Source organism: Spirosoma knui (genome assembly GCF_054780635.1).
This window is the reverse complement of the sequence record NZ_BAAGVY010000007.1, coordinates 274,405-299,807: the sequence shown is the minus strand read 5'-3', so window position 1 is coordinate 299,807 and position 25,403 is coordinate 274,405. Positions and strand designations below refer to the sequence as shown.

19 protein-coding genes are annotated in these 25,403 nt (G+C 51.1%); 7 read left to right on the top strand and 12 right to left on the bottom strand.

What is annotated here, in order from left to right; translation table 11 throughout:
- Positions 1-138: 138 nt before the first annotated feature.
- The 6 genes from ACYVIY_RS16510 to ACYVIY_RS16485 form a co-directional block, all read right to left on the bottom strand.
- Complete coding sequence (locus tag ACYVIY_RS16510; protein ID WP_460977478.1) at positions 139-2,481, bottom strand: mechanosensitive ion channel family protein; 2,343 nt, start codon at positions 2,479-2,481, stop codon at positions 139-141.
- 262 nt (positions 2,482-2,743) lie between these two features.
- Positions 2,744-3,241 (bottom strand): hypothetical protein, encoded by a 498-nt coding sequence (locus tag ACYVIY_RS16505; RefSeq protein ID WP_460977477.1) that lies wholly within the window; start codon positions 3,239-3,241, stop codon positions 2,744-2,746.
- 159 nt (positions 3,242-3,400) lie between these two features.
- Positions 3,401-4,801 carry an FGGY-family carbohydrate kinase gene (locus ACYVIY_RS16500; protein ID WP_460977475.1) on the bottom strand — a complete coding sequence of 467 codons (1,401 nt, stop codon included), beginning with the start codon at positions 4,799-4,801 and terminating at the stop codon, positions 3,401-3,403.
- Positions 4,798-6,072 (bottom strand): sugar isomerase, encoded by a 1,275-nt coding sequence (locus ACYVIY_RS16495; RefSeq protein ID WP_460977474.1) that lies wholly within the window; start codon positions 6,070-6,072, stop codon positions 4,798-4,800. Before ACYVIY_RS16495 ends, ACYVIY_RS16500 begins: the two co-directional genes overlap by 4 nt.
- An 11-nt stretch (positions 6,073-6,083) precedes the next feature.
- Positions 6,084-6,398 carry an L-rhamnose mutarotase gene (gene rhaM / locus ACYVIY_RS16490; protein WP_460977473.1) on the bottom strand — a complete coding sequence of 105 codons (315 nt, stop codon included), beginning with the start codon at positions 6,396-6,398 and terminating at the stop codon, positions 6,084-6,086.
- A gap of 2 nt (positions 6,399-6,400) precedes the next feature.
- Positions 6,401-8,533, bottom strand: a complete 2,133-nt coding sequence (locus ACYVIY_RS16485) for a bifunctional aldolase/short-chain dehydrogenase (RefSeq protein WP_460977472.1) — start codon at positions 8,531-8,533, stop codon at positions 6,401-6,403.
- A gap of 136 nt (positions 8,534-8,669) precedes the next feature.
- Between ACYVIY_RS16485 and ACYVIY_RS16480 the strand changes: the two genes are divergently transcribed.
- A complete protein-coding gene (locus ACYVIY_RS16480) occupies positions 8,670-9,728 on the top strand; it encodes a GntR family transcriptional regulator (RefSeq protein ID WP_460977471.1) in 1,059 nt (352 codons plus the stop codon).
- Positions 9,729-9,778: 50 nt separating this feature from the next.
- Here the strand turns inward: ACYVIY_RS16480 and ACYVIY_RS16475 are convergent, their stop codons facing one another.
- Positions 9,779-10,786, bottom strand: coding sequence for a YpdA family putative bacillithiol disulfide reductase (locus ACYVIY_RS16475; RefSeq protein WP_460977516.1), 1,008 nt, complete (start codon positions 10,784-10,786; stop codon positions 9,779-9,781).
- A gap of 484 nt (positions 10,787-11,270) precedes the next feature.
- Between ACYVIY_RS16475 and ACYVIY_RS16470 the strand changes: the two genes are divergently transcribed.
- Positions 11,271-12,125 carry a M12 family metallopeptidase gene (locus tag ACYVIY_RS16470; RefSeq protein WP_460977470.1) on the top strand — a complete coding sequence of 285 codons (855 nt, stop codon included), beginning with the start codon at positions 11,271-11,273 and terminating at the stop codon, positions 12,123-12,125.
- A 93-nt stretch (positions 12,126-12,218) separates the two neighbouring features.
- Here ACYVIY_RS16470 and ACYVIY_RS16465 read toward each other — a convergent pair whose 3' ends face one another.
- The gene (locus ACYVIY_RS16465; protein ID WP_460977469.1) at positions 12,219-14,057 is read right to left on the bottom strand and encodes a hypothetical protein; all 1,839 of its coding nucleotides are present in this window, start codon (positions 14,055-14,057) and stop codon (positions 12,219-12,221) included.
- A gap of 209 nt (positions 14,058-14,266) precedes the next feature.
- Here ACYVIY_RS16465 and priA point away from each other — a divergent pair, with 209 nt between their 5' ends.
- Positions 14,267-16,795 (top strand): replication restart helicase PriA, encoded by a 2,529-nt coding sequence (priA, locus tag ACYVIY_RS16460; RefSeq protein ID WP_460977468.1) that lies wholly within the window; start codon positions 14,267-14,269, stop codon positions 16,793-16,795.
- Positions 16,796-16,801: 6 nt separating this feature from the next.
- On the opposite strand, the gene ACYVIY_RS16455 is transcribed toward priA, so the two are convergent.
- Both ACYVIY_RS16455 and ACYVIY_RS16450 read right to left on the bottom strand, forming a co-directional pair.
- Positions 16,802-17,206: a hypothetical protein gene (locus ACYVIY_RS16455; protein ID WP_460977467.1), complete on the bottom strand. Its 405-nt coding sequence runs from the start codon at positions 17,204-17,206 to the stop codon at positions 16,802-16,804.
- Positions 17,207-17,254: 48 nt separating this feature from the next.
- A complete protein-coding gene (locus ACYVIY_RS16450) occupies positions 17,255-19,690 on the bottom strand; it encodes an outer membrane beta-barrel protein (RefSeq protein WP_460977466.1) in 2,436 nt (811 codons plus the stop codon).
- Positions 19,691-19,885: 195 nt separating this feature from the next.
- Between ACYVIY_RS16450 and ACYVIY_RS16445 the strand changes: the two genes are divergently transcribed.
- From ACYVIY_RS16445 to pyk, 3 genes are all read left to right on the top strand, one after another.
- Positions 19,886-21,001: a sensor histidine kinase gene (locus tag ACYVIY_RS16445; RefSeq protein ID WP_460977465.1), complete on the top strand. Its 1,116-nt coding sequence runs from the start codon at positions 19,886-19,888 to the stop codon at positions 20,999-21,001.
- 53 nt (positions 21,002-21,054) lie between these two features.
- Complete coding sequence (locus ACYVIY_RS16440) at positions 21,055-21,804, top strand: LytR/AlgR family response regulator transcription factor (RefSeq protein ID WP_460977464.1); 750 nt, start codon at positions 21,055-21,057, stop codon at positions 21,802-21,804.
- Positions 21,805-21,909: 105 nt separating this feature from the next.
- A complete protein-coding gene (gene pyk, locus ACYVIY_RS16435; RefSeq protein ID WP_460977463.1) occupies positions 21,910-23,346 on the top strand; it encodes a pyruvate kinase in 1,437 nt (478 codons plus the stop codon).
- A gap of 121 nt (positions 23,347-23,467) precedes the next feature.
- Here pyk and ACYVIY_RS16430 read toward each other — a convergent pair whose 3' ends face one another.
- The gene (locus ACYVIY_RS16430) at positions 23,468-23,977 is read right to left on the bottom strand and encodes a DUF5606 family protein (protein ID WP_460977462.1); all 510 of its coding nucleotides are present in this window, start codon (positions 23,975-23,977) and stop codon (positions 23,468-23,470) included.
- A gap of 97 nt (positions 23,978-24,074) precedes the next feature.
- On the bottom strand, positions 24,075-24,689 hold the full coding sequence (yihA, locus tag ACYVIY_RS16425; protein WP_460977461.1) for a ribosome biogenesis GTP-binding protein YihA/YsxC: 615 nt from the start codon (positions 24,687-24,689) through the stop codon (positions 24,075-24,077).
- Positions 24,690-24,879: 190 nt separating this feature from the next.
- Between yihA and ACYVIY_RS16420 the strand changes: the two genes are divergently transcribed.
- On the top strand, positions 24,880-25,356 hold the full coding sequence (locus ACYVIY_RS16420; RefSeq protein ID WP_460977460.1) for a thioredoxin family protein: 477 nt from the start codon (positions 24,880-24,882) through the stop codon (positions 25,354-25,356).
- The last annotated feature ends 47 nt before the right edge of the window (positions 25,357-25,403 follow it).

The following is a 25,403-nucleotide window of genomic DNA, read 5'->3' as shown; positions in this document are numbered from 1 at the left end:
ACTGTTGAGCTTGTTCGTCTTCGAAACGCACATGGGTAACTCAGCGGCTCAGATTGCAAGAAAGAAAACCAAGAGTGGGCTCTATAAACATACGTTATTATTTATTGATTTGCTGGCAAACACTATAAAACGCCTTACTTAAACCAGTTTGATTTCAGCAGCTTTAAACCTTATTATCAATTGCTGCAACAACTTACTTTTCAGTACAGCCTCCGTATAAATGCTTTTTATCCAAACCTGCACTTTTAACTCAACTGTATCCCCGCTTATACCCGTAACAATTACTTCCGGCGGCATAGACGTTAACGTATCATCCAGGCGATCTACTTCGCTCTGAATGATTTCACGGACCGCTTCCAGATCTGCATCACTCGTCACTTTTAAGGTAAATTCCGACTTTAGATACGTAGCGTTAGACGACCAGTTCACCAGCCGATTGGATAACAGATCGCCGTTCGGGATGATGACCTCTGAACCTTGCCCCGTAAGCATCTTGCTGGAACGGATGCCAATCGTCAGTATTCTGCCTTTTTTATCGGCCAGTTCGATATAGTCACCGATTCGAAACGGTTTTTCGAAGATCAAGATGATTCCTGAAACAAAGTTGCTGACAATAGTTTGCATCCCCAGGCCAATACCCACACTGAGTGCCCCCAGCACGACCGTAAACTTGTCGATCGAGATTCCCGAGGCCACTACGGCCAGCAACACTCCGCCTACGATAATTACCAGCCGGATCAGGGCCAGTACGGAGCTGATCTGATCGACCTGGTCACCGGCTTCCGGAAGTTGACTTTCCCCAAAAAATAAACCGATATTTTTCTGGAGCAGACTCGCCAGATAAATGATAATGGCAAACGACAGGACATTGCTTAAACTGAACGTAACGCTACCAAACGTTCGCGGTCGGTTAAGAATGTCGGCGATAAAACCAAAGATACTGTCGGCGATGCCCAGATTGATAAAAAAGACCAGTAACCACAGACCAACGGCCAGCAAAACGAGTCCTTTCTTAACGGAACGACGAATATGGTCGACGTTTACACGGGAGAAAAGCCCCTGCGAACAGGCACTTAGCTTGATCTGTAATTCAAGTGCTTCCAGAACGATCTCGATAAATATGCCCAGACCCGTTATCTGAATTAAAGCGATCACGGCCGTGGTACTAAACGTTTTGGCCAGGCTAATCCGACCAAACAGGTTCAAGACAATAGCCAATCCGTGCAATACCAGATACAGCTTGGTAACGGGCCGGATAATGCGCGTACTAATGGTTTTGTGATGCAGGTGTCGGGCATATACCATGCCTAAATACAAAAAGGCTATGTTCAGAGCGATCAGCCAGAGCCGCAGAAACGCGGAATCGTTCACCAGCGTATTGGTGACAATAAGCAGAATGTACAATGCTCCATTCAGCAACCATAATCGTAAATCCGGCCTGGCGATCTGGTTCCAGATGTGAACGGTTAATACCAATAAGAGCAGAAATTGCGTAAGCTCTATGTACAGAGACGGCGACCCAGGCTCGAAGAGAGGCACTAAATTCAGCAAAAAAATCAGCGAGGCAACAATCGGAAGAGGACGAAGGTTGTCGACGGTCAGCGTGCCTAGTTTCTGGCTTAAATCCGGTTCTCGGGTCCTTTTCAGGTTTCTAAAAACCCAAACAAAGAAGCCAACAGTAAGCAGGATTAATAAAAACCGGTCGTCCCAGCTCGACGCAAAAAAATACTTCAGAATCTTCTGCTGCCCCTGATAACTTGACTGGGCGCCTGCCTGCGTATTGTTCAGATTGGGCCAGAACGGCGCATCCCACAAATACGGCGACTCGCGTTGAAACGCATTCTCGGCCGATTTCTGGAGCTGCTCATTCAGAACTGATTGTAGGTTACTGATACGTAACGAAGTGCCCGACACATCGGCCAGCAGGCGGCTAACTGTATCGAGCTGAATACTTGTCCGCGTACCCGCCTGCTGCAACTGAAGTTTCAGACTGACCAATTGGTCACGGTAAAGCTTCTTTTGCGTTGTGTCGTTGCTGGCTACGGTCAACAGCGAATCACCGCTTAACGCCAGCACCTGATCGAGTCGGCTCTGTAAGTCGTTGTTTACTTTCGAAAGAGCCGTTCGCCAGGTCGTCAACTTTACGAGCGCATCGTTCAGAATGGCATTATAGTTGGCCAGGTTTTTCGTACTAATGGTTTGCCGATGATTCTGCACGTCCGACAAAACCGGCGCTACGTTCGCTTTTACGTCGGCCAATCCGGCACGAATGCGGTTTACGCCATTACCCCTCTTCTCAGCGGTTTTGATTTCGGTAATGACCGACTGCGCTTTTTGGATTTTAAAGAGTAACGTATCGGGAATACTTTGTCGACCCGACGGTGTCTGCACCTGAGCGGTATCCTGGGCATATACTGGCCCGGCAGCCACGAACACGAATAAGCTTACGAGTATTTGAACAAACCAACGTTGACTAACCATACTACACAAACCGAACTTGGTACTATGAGTAAAAACGGCTGAGCCCGGTTCATCAACCAGAATCTTTTTAAACGGAATCGGCCGCCGAAGTTTATTAGCTACTGATTTGGGTCGCTGTACCAAGAAGACGTACGTTTCCCGATTACCAGCAATACGTCGCTTTTTTTCATGGAATTCCAATACGTAGTCATCTGCTCAATGGGATAGCTTTTAAAAACAAAAAGGCCCGGTGAAAGGCCTAATCTGTGGTATTTGTTTAAGGTTATTGGCTGACCGAACGTAATCTACTCTCGAAATCTATCGTGTTTTTGCCGGTCCGCTTAGCCCGACTCCTTTGCGAAATTTGTTCCCAGTTCGTACGATCATCTTCGGCCAGTTTGCGAAGTCCATTCAATAGCCGCTCCAGCTCCGGATATTGCCATAAGCGGTAATCCTTCTTACGTGACGCGATCTGGGCGGTGGTTAGTTTCGTCAGCAGTCGAACTTGCTGAAACTGGCCTGGGCTTAGCTCGTCCAGATAGGTTGAAATGGTGTTCAGATGGTCGGCGAACCGATTCGGAAAACCGAGTACGTCTGCTAACTGCCCTAATTCGTGCGGCTTCCAGAGCGCCGGATTCTGCTGACGCCCGCGAAGCATACTGATGGTTAAATTTGTAGTTTCTGCTATATGCGGACAGGATAACGATGAATTAGCTAAGGTACGTAGCACAACCAACCGGGCGTTTGTATAAGACTGAAGTGATTGTAGTAGTAATTCCATAAGCAGGTAGGTACGAAGAATTGTTACTGATTCTTCGTACCTACGAGTAGGTAACGGAATTAGATTTACGTTTATCTATAATTATATACAGGAAGTTGTCCTATAGATTTTTTTATTTTTTTTCTATTAAGCCTCAAATTCAGCTAACGTCCTGTTTGTCTACGTACTAGCGTCAACTGCCTGTACTGCATAGGGGATCAGGTTGATGCAGGACGCATTGAAGGGTGTTTGATTCCAATGGTCATGAATCACCAGGGCGGCTCCCAGCGCCGATGCCTGCGCTACGCGGGAGGCCTGAACTCTACGATCTGGATAAGCCTCAGCCAATAAGTTCATGAACACGTCGTTTCGGGAAAATCCTCCGTCCACAAAGAGCGCTTTTACGGGTGTTTGTCCGATTGCCAGCGATAGCGACGCTACCTGCTGGGCGACCAGATCGAGCATGAATTGATGATATGCTTCTTCATACGTAGCGTATTCGTTCAGGTTACGCTCAACAAACGGGCTTTCGCGGAGTCGGGTCAGATGTGTCTGCGCGGGTGCGAGTTGCTGGAAACGAGTCCGTAACGCCTGCACCAGTGCAGCGTCGAAGCGAACCTGCCGGTAGTAATTTATATCGGTTTGAAAGTAGTCAGCCAGGTGCTCAATCTGCCGCTCGTGTTCATTGCCACCGAACAAACGCGACGATTTAACTTGTCGCCCCTCGTAACTCAGGTAGCACAGGCAATCCTGACCGAGTTCATCGGGCGTGAGGGGGTCGTCGTTAAAGGGGTTCATGCTGACCGACCACGTACCGGTCGATAACAGAACAAACGGCGATAAGTCAGCAGATGCGGCAAAAGCTTTCAGGTAAGGAACCAGAGCCGCCGACGAATCATGAATGCCGATACCGGCCTGCACATCATCGCCAATTACGAAAGTAGTATCGGGCTGTAAGGGCGTTTGTCGAATGCTGTACAGTTCTTCGCTGAGCGTCCAGGGATGGTAATCCTGGCGCGTAAAATCCCATAAAGCCGTATGGCAACCGACACTGGTTATCTCCGAAACCGGCTGACCCGTTAGTACGTAGCTTACGTATTGAGGCAGGTGCAGCGAATGACGAATCGACGCCAACAGGTCTGGTTTGCTGTATTTCAGCCAGTACAGTTGCAGGCCGGAATTTAGCAGGCCCAGATCAGGCGAAGCCGTCTGGACGCAAAATTCACTGACGGGGCCATATTGTCCGAAGAACTGAGCATGCAACTCGCGAGGCAGGTCGCGCAGGTAGTTGTATAAAGGCGTAACCGGCTGACCGTCATCACCCAAGTGCACCAGGCTGGCCCCATACCCCGATACGTTCACTGCCCGAATGGCGGAGCCGTACTGAGTGGTCAGTTGCTGATACGAATCAAGTACCCAGCGGGTTAGACGGGGCAGGTCATCGCAGCGATAGCCGTCGTCATCCGTAATTTCGTCAAACGGCGTTTGGTCTTCGTGCAATACCCGGTAGTGCTGATCGAAGACCAGTACTTTCTTGTTGGTCTTGCCAACGTCGAAAACGACACATAGAGGTCCGGTCATAGCCCTGTCGCAACGGTTTTAGCCCCGCGTTCATCAATGAGTTTACGCCGAACGGCTGTCTGCCGGAACAGGGATAAGGGGTCGAGCGCCCCACCGGCCCGCAGCCGCGCTTCAGCCACTAAGGGCCGTACATCGGTCCGGAAGGCATCCTGTAGTATTTCCTGCGCCTGTACAACGTCGTTCTGTGACCGGGCTTCTTCAAGGGCAGCCCGATCGACCAGTAACGCCTGGGCGTAGGCAATCTGAATGGCTTCTACGCTTTGCAGCAGATCTTCGAGCGGATCTTTTACGTTATGACTCGCGTCGATCATCCAGCCTAGATCGCTCGCGTGGTTCATCTGCCGGGCGTCCATCCCATCGACCAGTTCATTGAAAATCAGGAAAAGCTGGTAGGGTTTGATACTGCCCGCCGTCAGATCGTCGTCGCCATACTTGGAATCGTTGAAGTGGAATCCGCCGAGCTTTTCCTCCATCAGCAGCAGGGCCACAATCTGTTCGATGTTGGCATTCGGCAGGTGATGGCCCAGATCAACCAATGTATAAGCCTGTGGACCGAGTTTGCTGGCGTAGAGGTAACTACTGCCCCAGTCGCCAACGGTCATGGAATAGAAGTTAGGCTCAAACGCTTTGTATTCCACAAACATCTTCCAATCCAATGGTAAAGCCCTATATATCTCCTCTAAACTGCTGAGCGTGCGCTGGAACGCCTGGCGGAAGTTCAACTGACCGGGGAAACACGACCCGTCAGATAACCAGACCGTAATGGCCTTTGATCCCAGAGCCTCACCGTGCCGAATAACCTCGATGTTGTGCTCAATCGCTTGCCGACGTACGGCCGGATCGACGTGTTGCAGCGAGCCGAATTTATATGTAAGCTCCTGATCAGGCTGATCCTGGAACGTATTGGAATTAACGGCATCAAAAGCGAGTCCGTAGCTGGCCGCCCGTTGTCGGATAGCCGCAGCATCCGTCGGAATATCCCACGGAATATGGAGCGAGATGGCTCCGCTGGCCTGATTCAGCGTGTGTAGTAAGCCGACGTCATCAATTTTTTCTTCCAGACTACGCGGTTCGCCCCCGCCCGGAAACCGACCGAAGCGCGTACCGCCGGTGCCGAGCGCCCAACTGGGAATGGCAATTTGAAAGGCAATCAGTTTATCGATGATTGCTTCAGCATTGGCTACGTCGCCAGTCCAGGGCGCTAACCGGTTGCGGTGACGCTCCAGCCGCTGCTGATTATGCTGATCGAGGAGGAAAGGGTCAAGAATCATAACTCAATAGGTTAGGGCAGATAAAACACTTCCCGCAAGGGTTTGCTCACCGGCGAGTTGTCGGGGTTGGTAGCCATAATGTCCTGCATATAGGCCCACCAGCGCTGCATCACAGGCTCCTGAGGTAACCCGTCCAAAGCCGCCAAGTCAACAGCCTCCATTACGCCAAAGAGCGTATGGGTCGATTCGTCCAGAAAGATCGAATAGGAACTGATGCCCGTTCGTTTCAGCAGGTCCTGAAGTTCGGGCCATAGTTCGTCGTGCCGCCGTTGGTATTCAGCGGCCTGCCCTTCGAACAACTGCATGGCGAATGCTCGTCTGGCCATCTTTACCGCACGAAAGCCATGGCTACGCCACCATCTACGTTCAGTACGTTGCCCGTCGACTTGTTCAGCAGACCGCCAACGAGTGCAAAGCAGGCATTCGCGATGTCGTCGGGTAGAATCACTTCGCCGAGCAGGGTACGTTTCGCGTAGTAGCCAGGCAATTCTTCAACCGATACGCCGTATGCTTTTGCCCGCCCTTCAGCCCAGGCACCCGCCCAGATCTTGGAATCGGCGATAACCGCATCGGGATTAACGACATTAACCCGAATATGATCTTTTCCCAGTTCAGCGGCATTTAAGCGGCTTAGGTGGAGTTGAGCCGCTTTAGCTGAGCCGTATCCCGCGTTGTTCGGGCCCGATACTAACGCGTTTTTGCTGACAATGTTGATCACATCCCCCCCGAAGCCCTGTTTGCGCATTACGTCTACGCCAGCCTGAGTGACCATGAACTGCCCTTTCACAAGGATGTCGTAAAGCAGATCCCAGTCTTTTTCGGTATGCTCTTCCAGCGGTTTCGAGATGCTGATACCCGCGCAGTTCACCACTAAATCGACTCCGCCAAAGGCCAGACAAGCCGCCTTATAAGCCGCCCGGATGCTATCGCCTTCGGTAACATCAACCAGCACGTCAGTATGCGTGTCTTTACCGTACTGATTGCAAAATTCATCGTTCGCTCCGGCGAGTCGGCTCTCATCGTTATCGGTAACAATGATGCAGGCTCCCTCATCGGCAAACCGTTTGGCAATCGCTTTACCAATTCCTCCGGCACTACCCGTTATGAGCGCAACCCGACCCGAAAGCGGTTTTGGCTTCGGCATACGCTGGAGCTTGGCTTCTTCCAGCAACCAGTATTCAATATCGAACGCTTCCTGGCGGGGCAGTGAGGTATATTCCGAAATAGCCTCCGCCCCTTTCATTACGTTGATGGCGTTGATGTAAAACTCGGCCGCTACGCGGGCGGTCTGTTTGTCTTTCGCGAAGGTGAACATGCCCACACCGGGGTATAGCAACACCACCGGATTGCGATCGCGGATGGCCGGGCTATTGGGGTGTTTGCACGTATCATAGTACTCCTGGTACATGGCCCGGTAGCTTTCAAAAGCCGGGGTCAGCTTTTCCTTCAACGCGCCGGCATCCGACAAATCTTCGTCGGAGGCAAGCTCTAGCACCAGCGGACTAATTTTGGTACGCAGGAAGTGATCGGGGCAGCTGGTTCCCATCGGGGCTAGTCGGCTCAGGTCACTGGAATTGATAAACTCCAGTACGCGCTCATCGTCGGTAAAGTGGCCGATCATCTGGGTCTGCGACGAACACAGGCCCCGCAATACGGGTGCCAGCAGAGCTGCCTGACTGCGCCGGGCCGCCGGTTCCAACGATTGCAGCACTGAACCGCCGAACGGCGTCTTCCCATCTTTACCGTAGTTACTTTCGAGATATTCAGCGCATTTCTCGATCACCTCTAACGTATTGATGTAGCTGTCATAAGCCGTATCACCCCAGGTAAACAAGCCGTGCGAACCCAGCATGATCCCCCGGATACCCGGATTCTCGCGGACGCACTGCTCTAATTTCAAGCCCAGATCGAAACCAGGCCGCTGCCAGTCTACCCAGCCAATCTGCCCGTTGAAAAGCTCCTGCGTAATGGCCTGACCATCTTTGGCTGCCGCAATGGCAATAGCGGCATCGGGATGCAGGTGGTCGATGTGTTTATACGGCAAAAAGGCGTGGAGGGGCGTATCGATGGAGGGGGCCTTCGACGACAGATCGTAAATGCAATAGTTGAACAACCCAACCATTTCGTCTTCAAACGCTAATCCCCGATAAATTTTCTTGAGATTATTCAGACGATCCATGTACAAAGCGGCCAAACCACTACGTTTCATGGTACCCAGGTCGCCACCTGAGCCCTTAACCCACATTACTTCAGTTGGCTGGCCCGTCAGCGGGTCAGGAGACGTAACTTTGCAGGACGTATTGCCGCCCCCGTAGTTCGTTAATCGAAGATCGGCTCCTAACAGATTAGAACGATAGACCAGCAGAGCGACTTCATCCCCGGCGAGCTCGGCCGCTTTGGCTTCGTCCCACAAGTAGCTGACATGCTTGAAGGTAGTTGGGTTTGGCGCTGAAAGTTGCATTTGTTTAATGTTATTTTGACGGAAAACAAGTTTTATAACAAAAGTAAATACTGATAGCCGGTAACCTTCCTATGGTAACCCATAGCCAAGGCTGTTACTCTATATTCATTGTCCTATTCATTACCTTAGGCTGCCAATGAACGCATATACCCCGCTCGACGCTGACAATACTACGGTACGACTAAGCCAGATTCGAATAAATAGTCGCTCGGAAACTCCGAAATACTGGCAGATTTATAACTCAATCATTGATGGCATTGAGAACCAAAACATTTCGCCCGGCCATAAGCTGCCTTCTATTTATGAGGTAAGTGGCGAGTTCGACATCTCGCACGGAACGGTCGAAAAAGCGTATCGGTTGCTCAAGTCGAACGGGATTATCGAATCGGTAAACGGTAAAGGCTTCTACGTTTGCCATACCCCCATTGGTCATAAGCTTAAGGTCTTTTTACTGTTCAATAAGCTCAGCACGCACAAGAAAATCATCTACGATGCGCTGATTGAGAGTCTCGGACCAGACGTATCCATCGATTTTCATGTGTATAACAATGACTTTCAACGCTTCAGCAGCCTGATTCATCAGGATAACGCTGGGCACACGCATTACGTCATCATTCCCCATTTTTTTGATCAGGAAGAGAAAGCCCGCGCGATTATCAACGCCTTACCCAAAAACAAGCTGGTAATCTTAGACAAGTTTGTCGAGGGAATTACGGGGACGTATGCCGCGGTGTATCAAAACTTTCAGGCCGACATCGAATTTGCCCTGACCGAAGCTTTGCCGCTGCTGCGTAAATACCATACGCTGAACATCCTTTTCCCGGCTCAAACCTATCATCCAAAAGCTATTCTGAATGGCTTCTACTCATTTTGTCACACGCACAACTTCAAAGCCCGGACCATCTACAACCCGGACGAGGAGCCGATTGAAGCCGGAAACGCGTACATTAATCTGATGGAAGATGACCTGGTAACGCTGGTGAAAAAAATCAAGCAAACATCGCTGAAGCTGGGTCAGGACGTGGGCATTCTGTCGTACAATGACACGCCCGTGAAGGAAGTTATTCTGGATGGCATCACCGTTATGTCGACCGATTTTGCCGAGATGGGTCGCACGGCCGCGCGCCTGATTCGGGACAACTGCCCGATTCACGTCGAAAATCCGTTTCGGCTCATCGTGCGACACTCGTTATAAGCGTAAAGCAAACCGGGCAACGATCAGTATCGTTGCCCGGTTTGTTTCTGTTAAATCCGCTGGATCAGGTCGGCAACTTTATGCACCGCCCGGCCCATAATGTGGTCGATGATCGATTGAGCGTGCTCGCGCCCATTTTCAATAAATACTTTTTCGGTGTAAATGCCGGCTAATACGGTTCCGCACACGTACAAGCCCGGGATGTTCGTCTCGAAGGTTTCTTTGTTGTAAACCGGCACCTGCGTGGTTGGATCGAGGTCAATGCCGCAGCGACGTAACAGGTCGGCATCAGGTATATAGCCGGTTAAGACAAAAACGAAATCGGCCGGAATCTGCGATTCTTCGCCTGTTTTCAGATTATTTACCGTTACGTTCTGTTCGTCGATCTGGGTGACGACTGAGTCAAATACGGTCTTAATTTTACCTTCTTTAACGCGGTTCTTCACGTCGGGCACCAGCCAGTATTTTACCGTACTTCTGAAGTCTTCGCCCCGGTGAACAACTGTAATCGTTACGTCGTGCCGGTACAGTTCCAAAGCCGCTTCCACGGCCGAGTTAGACGCGCCGATAATTACGACATTTGTAAAGGAATACTTAAACGGTTCGTCGTAGTAATGCGATACGTGCGGCAGGTCTTCGCCCGGAATACCGAGCCAGCGCGGTCGGGTGAAATAGCCGGTAGCCATAATCACCTTCCGCGCCCGATACCGGTCGCCGACTTTGGTCAGAACGGTAAACAGGCCATCCTCTTCTTTCTTAACTTCCCAAACCTCCTGAAATAACTTGAAATTGAGTTTGTAATAAGCGGCTGCTTTCCGGTAGTACTGCAGCGCTTCATCACGCCCCGCTTTCACGCCTGAGATCGGAAACGGTAAACCCCCGATCTCGATATTCTCGGCCGTGGAGAAGAACCGCATCCGGCGCGGATACTGGCGGATCGATTCGGTCAGACTTCCCATTTCCAGGATCAAATGGCTCAGCCCAGATTTGACCGCTTCAATACCGGCGGCTAAGCCACAAGGTCCCCCGCCTACTATAAGTACATCAACTACCTGCATACTGCCTAAATCATTCATAAGGGCTTATTTGCCTTGCCAAACCAAGTCATTCAAAAAGACATACCAGCTACGTTAAGAACGATGAGGCCGTCGCAAAAATTCACAGGCTGCTGCAATGACGTTCTGAATCTTGTCCCGCTGCCGTGAATTCATCAAGTCATTATTAAGTATATAAAATTCCTTTTTTATCGACTTATTACATAACATTTATAACCTATAAAACAAGTATATATAACACCACTTAGTAAATATTACCAAAGTATATATTTCGAGAACATCCAGACGAAATTTGTGTACGTATACACCCTCCGTATAGCGTAGGCCCTTATTTAGCGCTATTTGGCGGCCCACTATACTACTCGATTAATTCAGTAAACAGCTCACCCTGGACTGCCTATGGCCTAAACAACTTACTACCTGCTGCGTTTTCCCGCATGATTAGTTTACTCAACTCACATTCACCTAATTAACAACCAACTCAACTATGAAAATTACAGGTTTTACCGCCCTTGTCTGTCTCTCTACGGTTGGCTTACTAAGCTGCTCCCCCGACCAGTCTGAATCCGGAACGGCTGCCATAGGCCCGGTCATTCAGGGTAGTCGTGCCGAAGAAGCGTTTCCCGATCAGCACGGTTCGCTGCAAACGGCCTATTTGAACAAGCAAAAAATTAAGTACCGCCTGATTAATGGGCAGGCTGTTTTCGAACGCGATATATTGCTTACGCCCGACGATTTAGAAGATCGGATCGACGTCAGTACAGAAGGTACGGGACGCTCGAAATCAACCTCCCGCTGGCCAGGCAAAATCGTGTATTATAGCATTGACCCTACCCTACCCAATCAAGCCCGTGTGCTGAATGCCATTGCCCATTGGGAAGCGAATACGCCCATTCGATTCGTTCAGCGCACCACGCAGCGGGGTTACGTGCTGTTTAAGAAAGGAAACGGCTGTTCGTCCAACGTTGGTTACTCGGGCGGACTTCAATACGTTACGTTAGGCGATGGGTGCACAACGGGGAACACCATCCATGAAATTGGTCACACCGTCGGGCTCTGGCACGAACATACCCGGGCCGATCGGGATACCTACGTAACGGTGAATATGGCGAACGTCCGGCCCGGCTACGAAAGTGACTTCGATACGTATTCAGCCCGTGGGTTCGATGGCTTTGACTCTCCCGGCGGACTCGATTTTGGGTCAATTATGCTCTACGGTTCCTATGATTTCTCGGTAAACGGCCTCCCAACCATCACCCGAAAGAATGGGACAACCTTTCCAATCCAACGTAACGGCTTATCGATTACGGATATTAACACCGTATTAACCATGTACCCGTGAGCGCCTGGAAGCGCTGTTGATCCGATAGAATGATACGTAAAAAACGCTTCCGTCGGGACAACAGCGCTTCTGGATATGTCGGTTAACTGGCGGCTAGAACCTCCGAACTGTTTTCGTTAGTTTCACCAGAAACGGCACACAGTGGATTCTCGAGTCGGCGCAAGGGTCCTGATCGGCGGGCAATACCTCTACCGTCTGGCTAATCTCACACCCGTTGGTTCCAGTAGCGGTTATAGTGTACTCACCAGGCAGCGTCACCACTGGCTCAACCTCGGTGCTGGTGAAACTACCAGGCCCATTCCAGAGCAAACCAACACCCGGAGCCTCCGCGTAAACGGTACTCGTACACCCCGCGCCCCGGCAGGGCAAAGCTCCTCCATAGGCGATAAGTTCAGGACGGGCAGTATCGGCCGCAACAACAGCGAGAGCGGTTGCAAGCATATCCGGGCAATCAACGAGACTAATTGTTAGGCTATACGAGCCCGCTGCCGACACCACCGGATTTTGTTCCGCACTGGTGAATCCGTTGGGTCCACGCCAGTTGTATATAAGATTGCTGGTCAGCACGGCCCCATCGGGGTTGCGGGCCTCGGCCTGTAAACTGACCTGAGCAACGGCGCAGCTTACCGTACCTCCCACAGCCAAAGCGGTAATGGGTAAGCACGGCTCCTGATCGACTGGCAATAACTCAACGGTTACATCTGCCTGACAACCGTTCGCACCTGTGGCCGTCACCGTATACGTACCGGGTATGCTTACTTCCGGCTCAGCTACGGTACTGGTGAAGCCGCCCGGTCCGTTCCAACGTAACGTTGCTTCCGGCGCTTCGGCATACAAGGTGCTGGTACAGCTTGCACAGGGCAATCCACTCCCCAAAGCGATCAGGTCTGGTCGGGCGGTATCGGCGGTAACTACGGCCAGCGCTGAACTTCGCTGCCCCAGACACGACAGCGTCGTAACGGTTAAGGTATAGGTGCCTGCTACCGAAACTATAGGATTTTGCTCAGCAGTCGTGAAGCCGTCTGGTCCGCGCCAACTGTAAATGACATTGCTGGTCACTGTATCTCCGGCGGCATTATGAGCGCTTCCGGGCAAGTTTACCTGGGTAACAGCGCAGTTTAGTAGACCACCTGTTGCCGAAGCAGCTACCGGCGGCTTAATCAGCAGCATGGTTTCGTAGGCAGGTCGGCAGTCGGGGCTTTGAGGAGTCGGGTAGATGATCGCGTAGATGTACCTCGTAGCTACGGATGAACTATTGTTCGTTGTGTTCACATTAGGGTTAGGCAATTCGGCCCTATTGTTAGCGTTGGGCTTTACTGTACCAATCACTACCCCTCCAGGACCATACATGGCCGTGCCGGACTGCGGGCTGGTAAAGACGACGAACCGCACGGAGTCTTCTGGATTGAGTTGAAGCCCCCTAACCCCCAGTGGAAAAATTTTCTGGCCTGAGCAAGCCAAAATCGTGTCTTCGTCGCTGATTAGTTCTGGACAGGAGTAAACGCCCAGGCTATTGTCAAATGGATATTTTAGGCCAACGCTGACATCGAACACCGGTGCTTTTATTAGCTGAATACTGGTGCTGCTGTTGCTACTATAGGGTCCAGTATAGTCCTCCATTGGCAGATTCAGGGACTTAATGCAAAGAGGATTCTCCACGGGTGCGTCACGATTGGCTAATGAGTAATTTCCCCTGTCGTTAGTTACAGTTGTGAGCGAAATTTCGTCAGGGTCGACAAAGGCTAAACCTGTGATTTCTGTTGTAGCTGGCCCGGTGGGCGATGTACCTGAATGGAGGCTATTTAAGTCGTAATCGAGAAACACAGCGCCATTTAATTGGGCGTGCGCATGAGGATAGTTGACCCAGGCAAATAGCAGGGCCATGAACTGGGCCGTGAGGAGGCCAGTCCTTAACCAGTAAATTTGTTTCATAAACGAGGCTGTTCATTTGAGGATTTTATTTACCCGGTTTATAAAGCCGGATAACACGATTGCTCGGCTAAGTTTTCAATTCTAGAAAATAGGTAGATTTACTTATTATTCAATTCAGTAGACTTAAACGAGCATCAGCATCGCAGACAAAATTCTTGCCAGTCTGGGGCCGAAATAGCTGTATATTTACTGGCTGGCTTGTGGACTCCGTGGAAAACCTATACAATACGTTGTTTTCGTCAATTGACGCTGAGGAAATAACTTTCTTTGCCGATCTGATTCTGCCGATCCCGGTCCCTAAGTTTTTTACGTATCGGGTGCCACGCGGAATGGCCGACACGCTCAAAATTGGTGCCAGGGTTATTGTCCCCTTTGGCAAGAATAACGGCCGCGTGATGACGGCGGTGGTTGCCCGGCTCCACAACTCCCCGCCCAGCGCCTACCAGGCTCGTTACATTTCCGAAGTGCTGGATGAATATCCGCTCGTAAACAGTTATCAGCTCGAGTTATTCCGCTGGATGGCTGAATATTATATGTGCTGCATCGGCGACGTCATGAACGTAGCGCTGCCATCGGGTCTTAAAATTTCCAGCCAGTCGAAAGTTCAGTTCAACCCTGATTTCGATTATCCCGAACTGCTCACTTCGTTCGAGAAAACCTTGCTCAACGAGTTAAAAAAACATCCTGCTTTATCGTACGAAGAACTGGGTCGACTGGCGGGGGAAGGCAGTAACGTACCGGCACTCATCAAGTCGCTGGTCGGCAAGAAAGCAGTCATCGTTTTTGAAGAGGTTAAAGAGAAGTACATTCCCAAAATGGTGCGCAAAGTTCGGCTGCACCCGAATTACGAAGAGAAAGAACAGCTTCTGGTACTGCTGAAGCGGCTCGAAAAGCTGCCCAAACAGCAGGAAGTCGTCATGCGCTACCTGCGCCACGTGCCGGTTCAGATCAATTCAGCCCTGAACCAGAAAGGCCTCGACAAAACAATCCTGAACCAGGACGACGAGATTTCGCAGTCCTCGCTGACAACCTTAATCAAAAACCAGGTTTTCGAGACGTTTGAGGTGATTCAGCCCCGGTTTTCGGACACCAACTCAGGTACCCAGGTTGAAATAAAACTAACCGATGCGCAACGAGCAGCTTCGCAGCAGATCATGGCGCAGTTCGAACGCCAGAACATCGTCCTGCTGCATGGCATCACGGGCAGCGGCAAAACCGAAGTCTATATCGACCTGATCCAGCAGGCGCTGGCGGGTGGCTCGCAGGTGCTGTATCTCTTGCCCGAAATTGCGCTCACGACGCAGATCGTTGTTCGCCTACAGCGGGTGTTTGGCGACAAGATGGGTATCTACCATTCAAAGTTTTCGGACAACGAGCGGGTCGAAGTCTGGAAAGGCGTCGTGTCGGGGCAGTACCAGTTTGTGATTGGCGTGCGCTCATCGGTGTTTCTTCCCTTTGATAACTTAGGTCTGGTCATCGTCGACGAAGAGCACGAAACGTCGTATAAACAGCACGATCCGGCTCCCCGCTACCACGCCCGCGACGTAGCCATGATGCTGGCGCACTGGCAACAGGCCAAAGTGGTGTTAGGTTCAGCAACGCCTTCGCTGGAAACGTATTACCAGGCCCAACAGGGGCGTTACGGTTTAGTTGAGCTTTTCCAGCGTTTCGGCGAGGCCACCCTACCTCGTATTCTGTTGGTCGATACTAAGCAGGAAAAGAGGCAGAAAACCATGCGCAGTGAGTTTTCGTCGGCGCTGATCAACGCCCTGGAGATGAATCTGGAGCGCAAAGAGCAGAGCATTCTGTTCCAGAACCGGCGGGGTTATTCACCCTACATGCAGTGCGAAGATTGCGACTGGACGGCCGAGTGCGACAACTGTGCAGTTAGTTTAACGTATCATCAGCGCGATGCTGAACTACGCTGTCACTACTGTGGCCACAAAGAAGCTGTACCACGGGTGTGCCCAACCTGTGGTTCTACGAAAGTACGTACCATTGGCTTTGGTACTGAAAAGCTGGAAGATCAGCTTCAGATTTTCTTTCCTCAGTCGCGGGTACTGCGCATGGATCTGGACACAACGCGCGCGAAGAACGCCTACCAGCAAATCATTCAGGAGTTTGAAGGTGGACAAGTCGATATGCTCGTCGGCACCCAGATGATCACCAAAGGGCTGGACTTTGATAATGTGAGCTTGGTAGGAATTTTCGATGCCGATCGCCTGATCCATTTTCCGGATTTCCGGGCTACCGAACGCTCGTTTCAAATGCTGACCCAGGTAAGCGGCCGGGCGGGTCGGCGAGCAGGTCGGCAAGGGACCGTCCTGATTCAAACCAACAATCCGCAGCAATCCATTCTGCAAAAAATCATTGAGAACGATTACAAAGGTTTATACGAGGAAGAAATTCAGGAACGGCAAAATTTCAATTACCCTCCATTCTGTCGACTGATCAAACTAACCGTTCGCCACCCCGACAAAACCATCAGCCACCAGGCTGCCGAACGCCTTACGGCCGAATTGACGGATGCACTCGGCAGCAGCCGCGTCCTTGGCCCCGAGGAACCCCTGGTCGAACGGATTCGCAACCAGTTTCTGTTCGACATCCTCGTGAAAATAGAACGCGACAAGGTAAACGTTAAAGCCGTTAAAGCGTACATCCAGGAACGTATCAACGATATCCTGACCGACAAAGGCCTGCGGCAGGTTAGCATCGTGGCAGACGTGGATTGTTTATGAACCGGCTTATTTCTTTCTCACACTGAACCAAGGCATGATGAACCCTCTCCCCTGAGCATACGTCATCCCAGACAACTTACCTTCGCTCAGGTACCCACTGGTATAGTAGGTACCCGAACCATCAGCAGTTGTAAAGGCAAAGTATAGCTTATCCCAGTTCGCATTGACTCTACCGTTGGTAAACCGAGTGCCATAGAAAACGCCCCGCAGCGAATCGGCCGATAGCCCAGCGACTGTAAATTCCTTAATGTAGGCCGGTGCATCAGGAGAAGGACGTAAGTCTATCTCCCAGGTTCCGATTAAGTTCTCAATACGTTGCTGCTCAGTTGTCGGAACCGCTGGCTGACCGTGGCTACGTGTCCACGCGAACAATAGAAGTCCGGCTAGGAGCAAACTGATCGCATTTCTCATAGAGTGATTGTGTTACGTCTAATACGTTTGCTGAGGGTTACGGAGGTGCTAGAGTCGTTTGCTTTCATCGTCTAATCCGGTCTTACGTTGGCGGGCGGCTTTAACTTGTTTGCTGCCAAAGTTGTAGGTGAAGTTGAGCCGCACCTGCCGACTTTCCCATCCGCCACTAGCATCCATGAGCAGGCCGCCAAACTGACTAACGCCCCGCCATTGCTGGCTGTTAAAAGGGTCGGTCACAGTTAACACTACGCTGCCTCGCTCGGCCAAAACTTTGCGCTGTAACCCGATGGTGCTGCCCCAGAATCGTTGATTTCGGAACGTACCCCCCCAGATAGAAGGTGAGGTATAGAATCCCGACACTTCGAGCCGCCACGCACCGGGCAACGTAACGGTATGCTGTGCGTACAGACTCAACACATTGGCCGTGAGTCCGACTACTTTACCCTCGCCGAAATTGGCCCGGTTAGCTGACCGATAGGCGCTGACGTTAAGGAATATGTTCCACCATTTAGCGATAGCAAACGGATAACTGATATCGAGCGACAACACGCGTTGGTTGGCGAGGTTTCGGGTGGTGATGTAGTTCCGGTTTCGTTCGGTGGTATCGGTGATTTCGGTGAAGAAATCCTGCGTGTCGCTGTAGCTCAGTGATGTCGTCAGCTTATACTTATACGTATGTGATAGTCGAACGGTATTCGTATACTGAGGGCGTAGGAAAGCGTTTCCTTTTTGATAGGTGAGTTCATCCAATTTTGACTCAAACGGGTTCAGGCTCTGATACGTCGGCCGGTCGATTCGGCGGCTGTAGCTGAGCGAAAATTTGTTGCCCTGATTGTAGTCATAGGTTAATCCAGCGCTTGGGAATGCGTTTATATACGTCCGTTCGACACGACTGTCAGCCTGCATGACCAGACTGGTCAGTTCGCCCAGTGACCTCGTTTGTTCAACGCGCAGCCCGGCCTGATACTGCCATTTACCCCGGCTTTTCTCGAATGACATATAGCCTGCGTTAACCATTTCAGTGTACACAAACCAGTTTGTGCGATCGGAGTTTAATATATTTCGTCCATTCAGAATGTCGAAGAAATTGAATGTGTTATCAGTCCGGACTGACGACAGTTTGAAACCAGCACTGAGTTTACCGCCCCAGAACCGCTGTGTATAGTCAACTTTTAGCGTACGCAGCGTAATGTTAGTTAGGGTGTTCATCTGGTAATTACGTTCCGACAGCAGCTCGTTCGTGACCGGGTTCAGGTACTGGTTGGGCTGATAGTTATTACCCGTCGAGCGAAACCGTCCCAGGTCAGCATCGATAGACAGTTCATGTCCTGACGTATCGACAAATCGGTAGTTCAGGTTGGCATTGCCGTTGGCCCGGTTACTTGTACTCCGGTTGTTGGCGATCAGCAACCTGTCGGGCGTTGAGGTTCTCTCACTCAGCAAACCGATGGGCGTACGCCCTAACGTGCTGAAGGTGCCGTCGCGCAGGTTACCATCGAGTAGCATACCAAGTGTGCTCCATTTATTGACAAACCAGTCGGCTCCGACTCGCGCATTGTGACTGTTTGATTCGGCGCGGGTTTCACTACGCTGATCGAAGTACTGTCCGTTCTGCTGGCGGTACAGCTGGATAAATGACCAGTCGCGAGCATTGCGTAGACTGTAGGTTGCAAACAGATTGACCTTTTGGGTACGATTGTTCAGCGATAGAGAGCCGTTGTACTTCGGATAGTACGCCCCTTGGGCAAATCCCAGCGTTGCGCTACCGTTCGTACCGAAATTTTTCGATCCGCCGTTGCGGTTGCGTTTCAGTCTGATATTAATAATACCAGCGTTGCCTTGAGCATCGAAACGAGCCGACGGCTGGGTTATTACTTCAATCGCTTCGATATCTGTAGCTTGCAGCGAGCGCAGGTAAGCGGCTAAATCAGTAGGCCCCAGGGGCGAAGGCTTACCGTCGATGAATACCCGAACACCATTTTTGCCTTGCAGAATGATGTTGTCGTTCTGATCAATCTGCACACCCGGCGCTTTTTGTAATAGTTCAATCGCCGAACTACCCGCCGACGTAATACTGCTCTCTACGTTCAGCACTAACTTATCGGCCTGCACTTCCACCAGCGGTTTGGTTGCCTTTACTGTCACTCCGCTCAACGACTGGGTCGACTCAGTCAGCACAGCCGGGGGCAACGATATGGTCTGTCCGTCGGTCAGCGTGATGCGTTCCGATACCCAGGGCGAATACCCAACATTTGTCAGGCCGACCCGATACGTACCAGCCCGTACGCCCGCAAACGTGAAGGACCCGGCGGCATCGGCTACGGCAGCTTTAACCAGTGAGGAATCGGTGGCCAGCCTCAGCGTGGCGGTCGCGAAAGGAATAACTTTTTGAGAGGTGCTGACTGCCGTACCACTAAGCGTACCGGTTTGGGCAAGCACGGCCGGTGAGGTGGCCAACAGGTAGAGAACGAAGAGCTTTTGCATAGTTTTGGCTGATTGATGAGCCAAAACTACCAGGCTGCTTTGCCGCTTACCAGCCGCAATCGGTGAACCGCCCGAAACGTCGCCGAACTGAACCGCCTGTCATTCGGCGACGTATTTGTCAATTCGTCGGAAAATAACGATATAAGTTGAGTGAGTTTTCTAGGTTTGTGATACACACTGTATTATCAGCAAGCTATGAACTGGAATCGAACGGTTTTCTGGGGCATCACTTACCGGCAACTGGCGCTGGTGCTCGGGCTGTATCTGCTGGCTGCGCTGCTTTACGACGGCGCCCTGTCTGTCAGTCAGCGGCCGTGGTCGGAGCGATCTTTGTTAGCTGATTTTGCGGACGAAATTCCGCGCATTTTGCTCGATTACGGCCTGAAGCTGCTCGTCACAGCCCCGGTCTGGCACCTGCTGTTTATCCGACTGCGGCACGTATCGCTAACCCGGCGGGTTCTGTTACACATCATTCTGCTGCCCCTGTTCATCATCATTTGGCAGGGGATGTACTACGCCATCTCCGATGCGGTTCGTATTGGGCGGCTGCGCGACAGTGGTCAAGTTTGGGATACCTACATCGGCTCCCTGTTTTATCTGGTTCAATTCGGCATCTTTCACGCCTACGCTTACTACCGCGACCTTCAGCAACAGCGCATCCGCGAAGTTCAACTACGCGAACTGGCCCTGAAAAGTGAACTGTCGGCCCTGAAAGCGCAACTGAATCCGCATTTTCTGTATAACGTCTTCAACACCATCAGCGCCAGTGTGCCCCCAGCGCAGGAACGAACCCGTGAGCTGCTCGCCGAACTGGCTGATTTGTTCCGTTACCAGCTTCAAGCCTCCAAATCAGACGTAGTATCCGTACGTGATGAAGTCGCCTTCGTTAAGAAGTATTTAGATCTCGAAAAGGCACGTTTTGGCGATCGATTACGGATTCGCTTCGACATTGCCGACAACGTACTCGACAGCCCTATACCACCTATGTTGCTGCAACCGTTAGTCGAAAATTCGGTTCGACACGGGATTGCATCGCTCATTGAGGGTGGCGAAATACAGATTAGTATCCAACACCAAAATGGCCAGCTATCCGTAGAAATAGCAGACACGGGAGTAGGATTGAACGGCTCAAGCGCCGATGGCATGGGTGTAGGACTGGCCAATACGCGTATGCGTCTATCCAAAATGTATGGCAGCGAACTAACCGTCGTTCCCAACAACCCGCATGGTGTTCGGGTACAGTTTTCCATACCCGTCAAGCCCATAGAAACAGAGACTTTAGAAGAAGACAAAGCGCCTGCTTTGGTTTGAAATATCTTTGTGTACTTCGCAAAACTCTCGGTTTCTTTATGATTGAATAATCCATGCAGAAAGTTATCATTATTGACGACGAAGCCGCCGGGCGTCTACTTATCCGGCAATACCTCGAAGCCTATCCTTCGCTCATTGTCGTTGGCGAAGCCAACAATGGTGTCGATGCCGTGCGGCTCATCAATGAATTCAGACCCGACCTGATTTTTCTGGATGTACAGATGCCAGGGCTCACCGGCTTCGACGTACTGAAACACATTGAGGAAATTCCGCAGATTATTTTTTCCACCGCCTACGATCAGTATGCCTTACAGGCTTTCGAGGTTCATGCCGTCGATTACCTACTCAAGCCCTATACCCGCGACCGTTTTGCGCAGGCCGTACAACGCGTGACCGATTCCCGAACGGGTAATCTCCAGAAAATTCAGCCATTGGCCGAGAGCTTGCTCACTACGGCTACGGCCGCATCGGCGGACCGCTACCCCGAAAAAATTCTGGTGCAGACCGGCAACCGGCTCGTGGCGGTGGCGGTAGCCGATATTCTGCGCATCGAAGCCGAGGGGGATTATGCCACACTGGTGACTGCCGCGGGACGGCATTTGAGCAACTACGGCATCAGCGCCCTTGAAGCCAAACTCAATCCGCAGCACTTCCTGCGGGTGCATCGCTCCGACATCGTAAACCTCCATTACGTCCGCGAAATCCAGAAGTACCCATCCAGCTACGACGTTATTCTGCAAAACGGCGACGTAGTCCGCGTGAGCCGCTCGTACATGGACAAGATTCGGGAGCTGACATTCTAAGGAGGCTCCTCAATTGTAAAATTTCGGCGAACACCACCGTATATTATCACAGCCGGTTATTTTTGCACCGGCTTTCGGCCGTTTTGCCCAATTTTCCCGTCCCTCATGTCCAAGAAAACCAAGATTGTGGCCACCATTGGCCCAGCTTCCGAAACGAAAGAACAATTGCTGGCATTAGCCAAAGCTGGGGTAAATGTTTTCCGGCTCAACTTCTCCCACGGCACGCACGAAGATCATCTGATGCGGCTGACCCGTATTCGTGAAATCAACGCGGAGCACAACCTGAACCTTTGCGTTTTACAAGATTTACAAGGTCCTAAAATTCGGATCGGCAACGTCGAAAATAAAGATGGCGTGATGCTGCTGCCCGGCAATAAATTAGTCTTTACCAACGACGATATTGTCGGAACAGCCGAGCGCGTCAGTACGCCCTACAAAGACATGTACAAAGACGTACATCCTGGCGAACGCATTCTGATGGATGATGGCAAGCTGGAAGTGCGCGTAATTGGAAAAGAAGGCACCGACGTAATCACAGAAGTGGTATATGGCGGTCCTATGAAATCGAAAAAAGGCGTAAATCTGCCCAACACGAAGGTTTCGATGCCCGCAGTTACCGAAAAAGACTGGGCTGATCTGGAGTTTGGTCTGGAAAACAACGCCGAGTGGATTGCCTTATCGTTCGTTCGGGAAGCTTCTGAGATCATCGAGATCAAAGACTACATTAAATCGAAAGGCAAGACCAGCCGGGTCATCGCCAAAATCGAAAAACCCGAAGCGATTCAGAACATCGACGAGATCATTGCCGCCACGGATGGCCTGATGGTCGCGCGGGGTGACCTGGGTGTGGAACTGCCCGCCGAAGAGGTGCCCATGATTCAGAAGATGCTCGTGGAAAAGTGCAACCGAGCCGCCAAGCCCGTTATTGTAGCGACGCAAATGCTGGAAAGCATGATCGACGCGCCACGTCCGACCCGCGCCGAAATAAACGACATTGCCAACTCGGTGATGGATGGTGCCGATGCGGTAATGCTCAGCGCTGAAACAGCCTCGGGCAAGTACCCGATATTGGCGGTTGAAAGCATGGCCAACACGATTCGGCAGGTTGAAGCGACCACCGATAAAATTTACTATCGCTACCACGCGCAGGTCAACGAGCAGCCCAGCGAAAATGCAATCAACGACAACGTAGTGATGAGCGCCTGCCGTCTGGCCCGCGACACCAAAGCCAAAGCTATTATCGGCATCACTAATTCGGGCTATACAGCCGTTCGGATTTCGCACCATCGCCCCAAGGCTGATCTGTTCGTATTCTCGAACGATGCGCAACTCCGGAATACCCTCGGTTTATACTGGGGCGTTCAGGTCCTGCCGTATGAGCCGGATGCCAATCTGACCATCGACCAGACGGTCGAAGGCATTAAGCAAACGCTCATTAGCCGCGGCAAGCTCAATTCAGGTGATATTTTTATCAATACGTTAAGTATGCCGCTAACGCAGGCGCGCCGAACCAATACGGTGAAGCTGAGTACTGTCGATTAGTACCGAGCCGAATGAACACTAAAAAGCCGCGAAACCAAGGGTCATCGCGGCTTTTCTGTTCTCACTGAAAATGGAGACGTTTGTTTGTCGTATGGCTCATCCGGCCAGTACGACAAACGTATTATTCGGTTGGCGTTTCCGCCTTTGGTTCATCCTCTGCTTCGGCCGCAGCGACTTCCGACGTATCAGGAGCAGTTTCTGGGGCCTCATTCGTTTGTTGGGGCGCTACTGTTTCAAACGATTCGGGTACGTACTGGCGCAGGATACCATACCACGAAACCAGTTTCTTGATATCGGTAGGCCGGACCCGCTCGCGATCGTAATCAGGCAGAACTGTAGCCATGAACTCAGCCAGCTCATCGTTCGACGCTTTCGAATCAATGGGCAGTGCATCACCGTACTTCTCATGAACTGCCAGCAGCACCGCACTAAGGGGTACCGACTGCTCCTCACCGCCTTCGACGTAAATAGAAATGTCGTTCAGCACCGAGACACGAGCGGTTGGGCCCATCATCGTCTTGGCTTTTTTGTCATCCAGCGACTCTACGATTACGCCTGCCCGACCAGGTTTTAAAATACGATACAGACCACTGTAGCCGGCAACGTTGGCAATTGTTTTTAATGCTTCCATAGATACTTTGTAAACTGGTAACGCCTGTTTTGGTTGGCGTATTGCTTTTTTATTGTAATAATTGGTTGAATGGGTACTCGGTAATCGGCCACTGCGGTCAGTGGCGCGGGTTAGTTTTATACTGCTGATTCAGGGGTTGGATGAACGACAGAATATCTTCCCGCCCGGCCGACGTAACCGCCGATGTGATAAATATTTCGGGAGCTTCCTCCCAGGTTTCAAGCAGTTTGTTTCGATAAGCCTCGATCGTTGCCTTCAATTTCGTGACGCCCAGTTTCTCTGTTTTTGTAAACACGATCACGAACGGCAACCCCCGTTCGCCTAAATTACTCATAAAATCGAGGTCAATTTTCTGGGGTTCGATGCGCGAATCGACCAGAACAAAAATGCACAGCAGGTTCGGGCGACTGGTGAGATAGCCATCGATCAAAGCCGCAAATTTCTCCCGCTCAACCTTACTAACCTGCGCGTAGCCATAACCCGGCAAATCGACCAGATACCACTCGTTGTCGATGATAAAGTGGTTAATCAATTGGGTTTTACCAGGTTTACCTGATATTTTCGCCAGGGACGCGCGCCCCGTCAGCATGTTAATCAGCGACGATTTACCAACATTTGAGCGACCAATAAACGCGTACTCCGGCCGGTCGGGCTTGGGGCACTTGGCTGGATCAGAATTGCTAACGAAAAATTCGGCTTGTTTGACAGGCATGGCGTTACTGGCTAAAACGGCCGCAAAGTTCGCAAAGAATACCGACAATGGCACATGATTTGTGATTTGTGATTTTTACAGATCTCGCTTAATTTGCCATATAAATCAATTTAGCAGCAGGAAACGAAAGCGGTTAAGTGTTACGTTATTAACGAGCAAACTACAAGACCACCGGTGCGCCGGTTTAATTATGAAGAACGTTTTTTGGGTACTGACCATCCTGTTCGCAGGGCTCGGTTCCGGGTCGACCAACGCGGCCCTGTCAACAACCGGTCTGCACTACGTGGGCGACAAAAAGCCGGGTCTGACAACAGACGGCGCTGAAGGTATTCAGTTCACCGACGCATCCTGGCGGGAAATCCTGAAGAAGGCAAAGGCAGAGAAAAAGGTGATCTTCCTGGACGCATACGCAAGCTGGTGCCAGCCCTGCAAAATGCTTCAGAAGAACGTATTCACGAAGAAGAATGTAGGTGATTTCTACAACAGCAAATTCATCAACGTGAAAATGGATATGGAAAAAGGCGAAGGTCCCGCCCTTTCGCAGGTGTATCCGCTGGAAGCGTATCCGACGCTGTTGTTTATCGACGGCAATGGCCGCGTTCTCAAAAAAGTATTAGGCTACCAATCGCCGGAAAGCCTGATTGCAATCGGCAAGAGCGTTAAATAAGGCCTATAACATTCGTGAAAGACAGCCGACTCGATCCATCGAGTCGG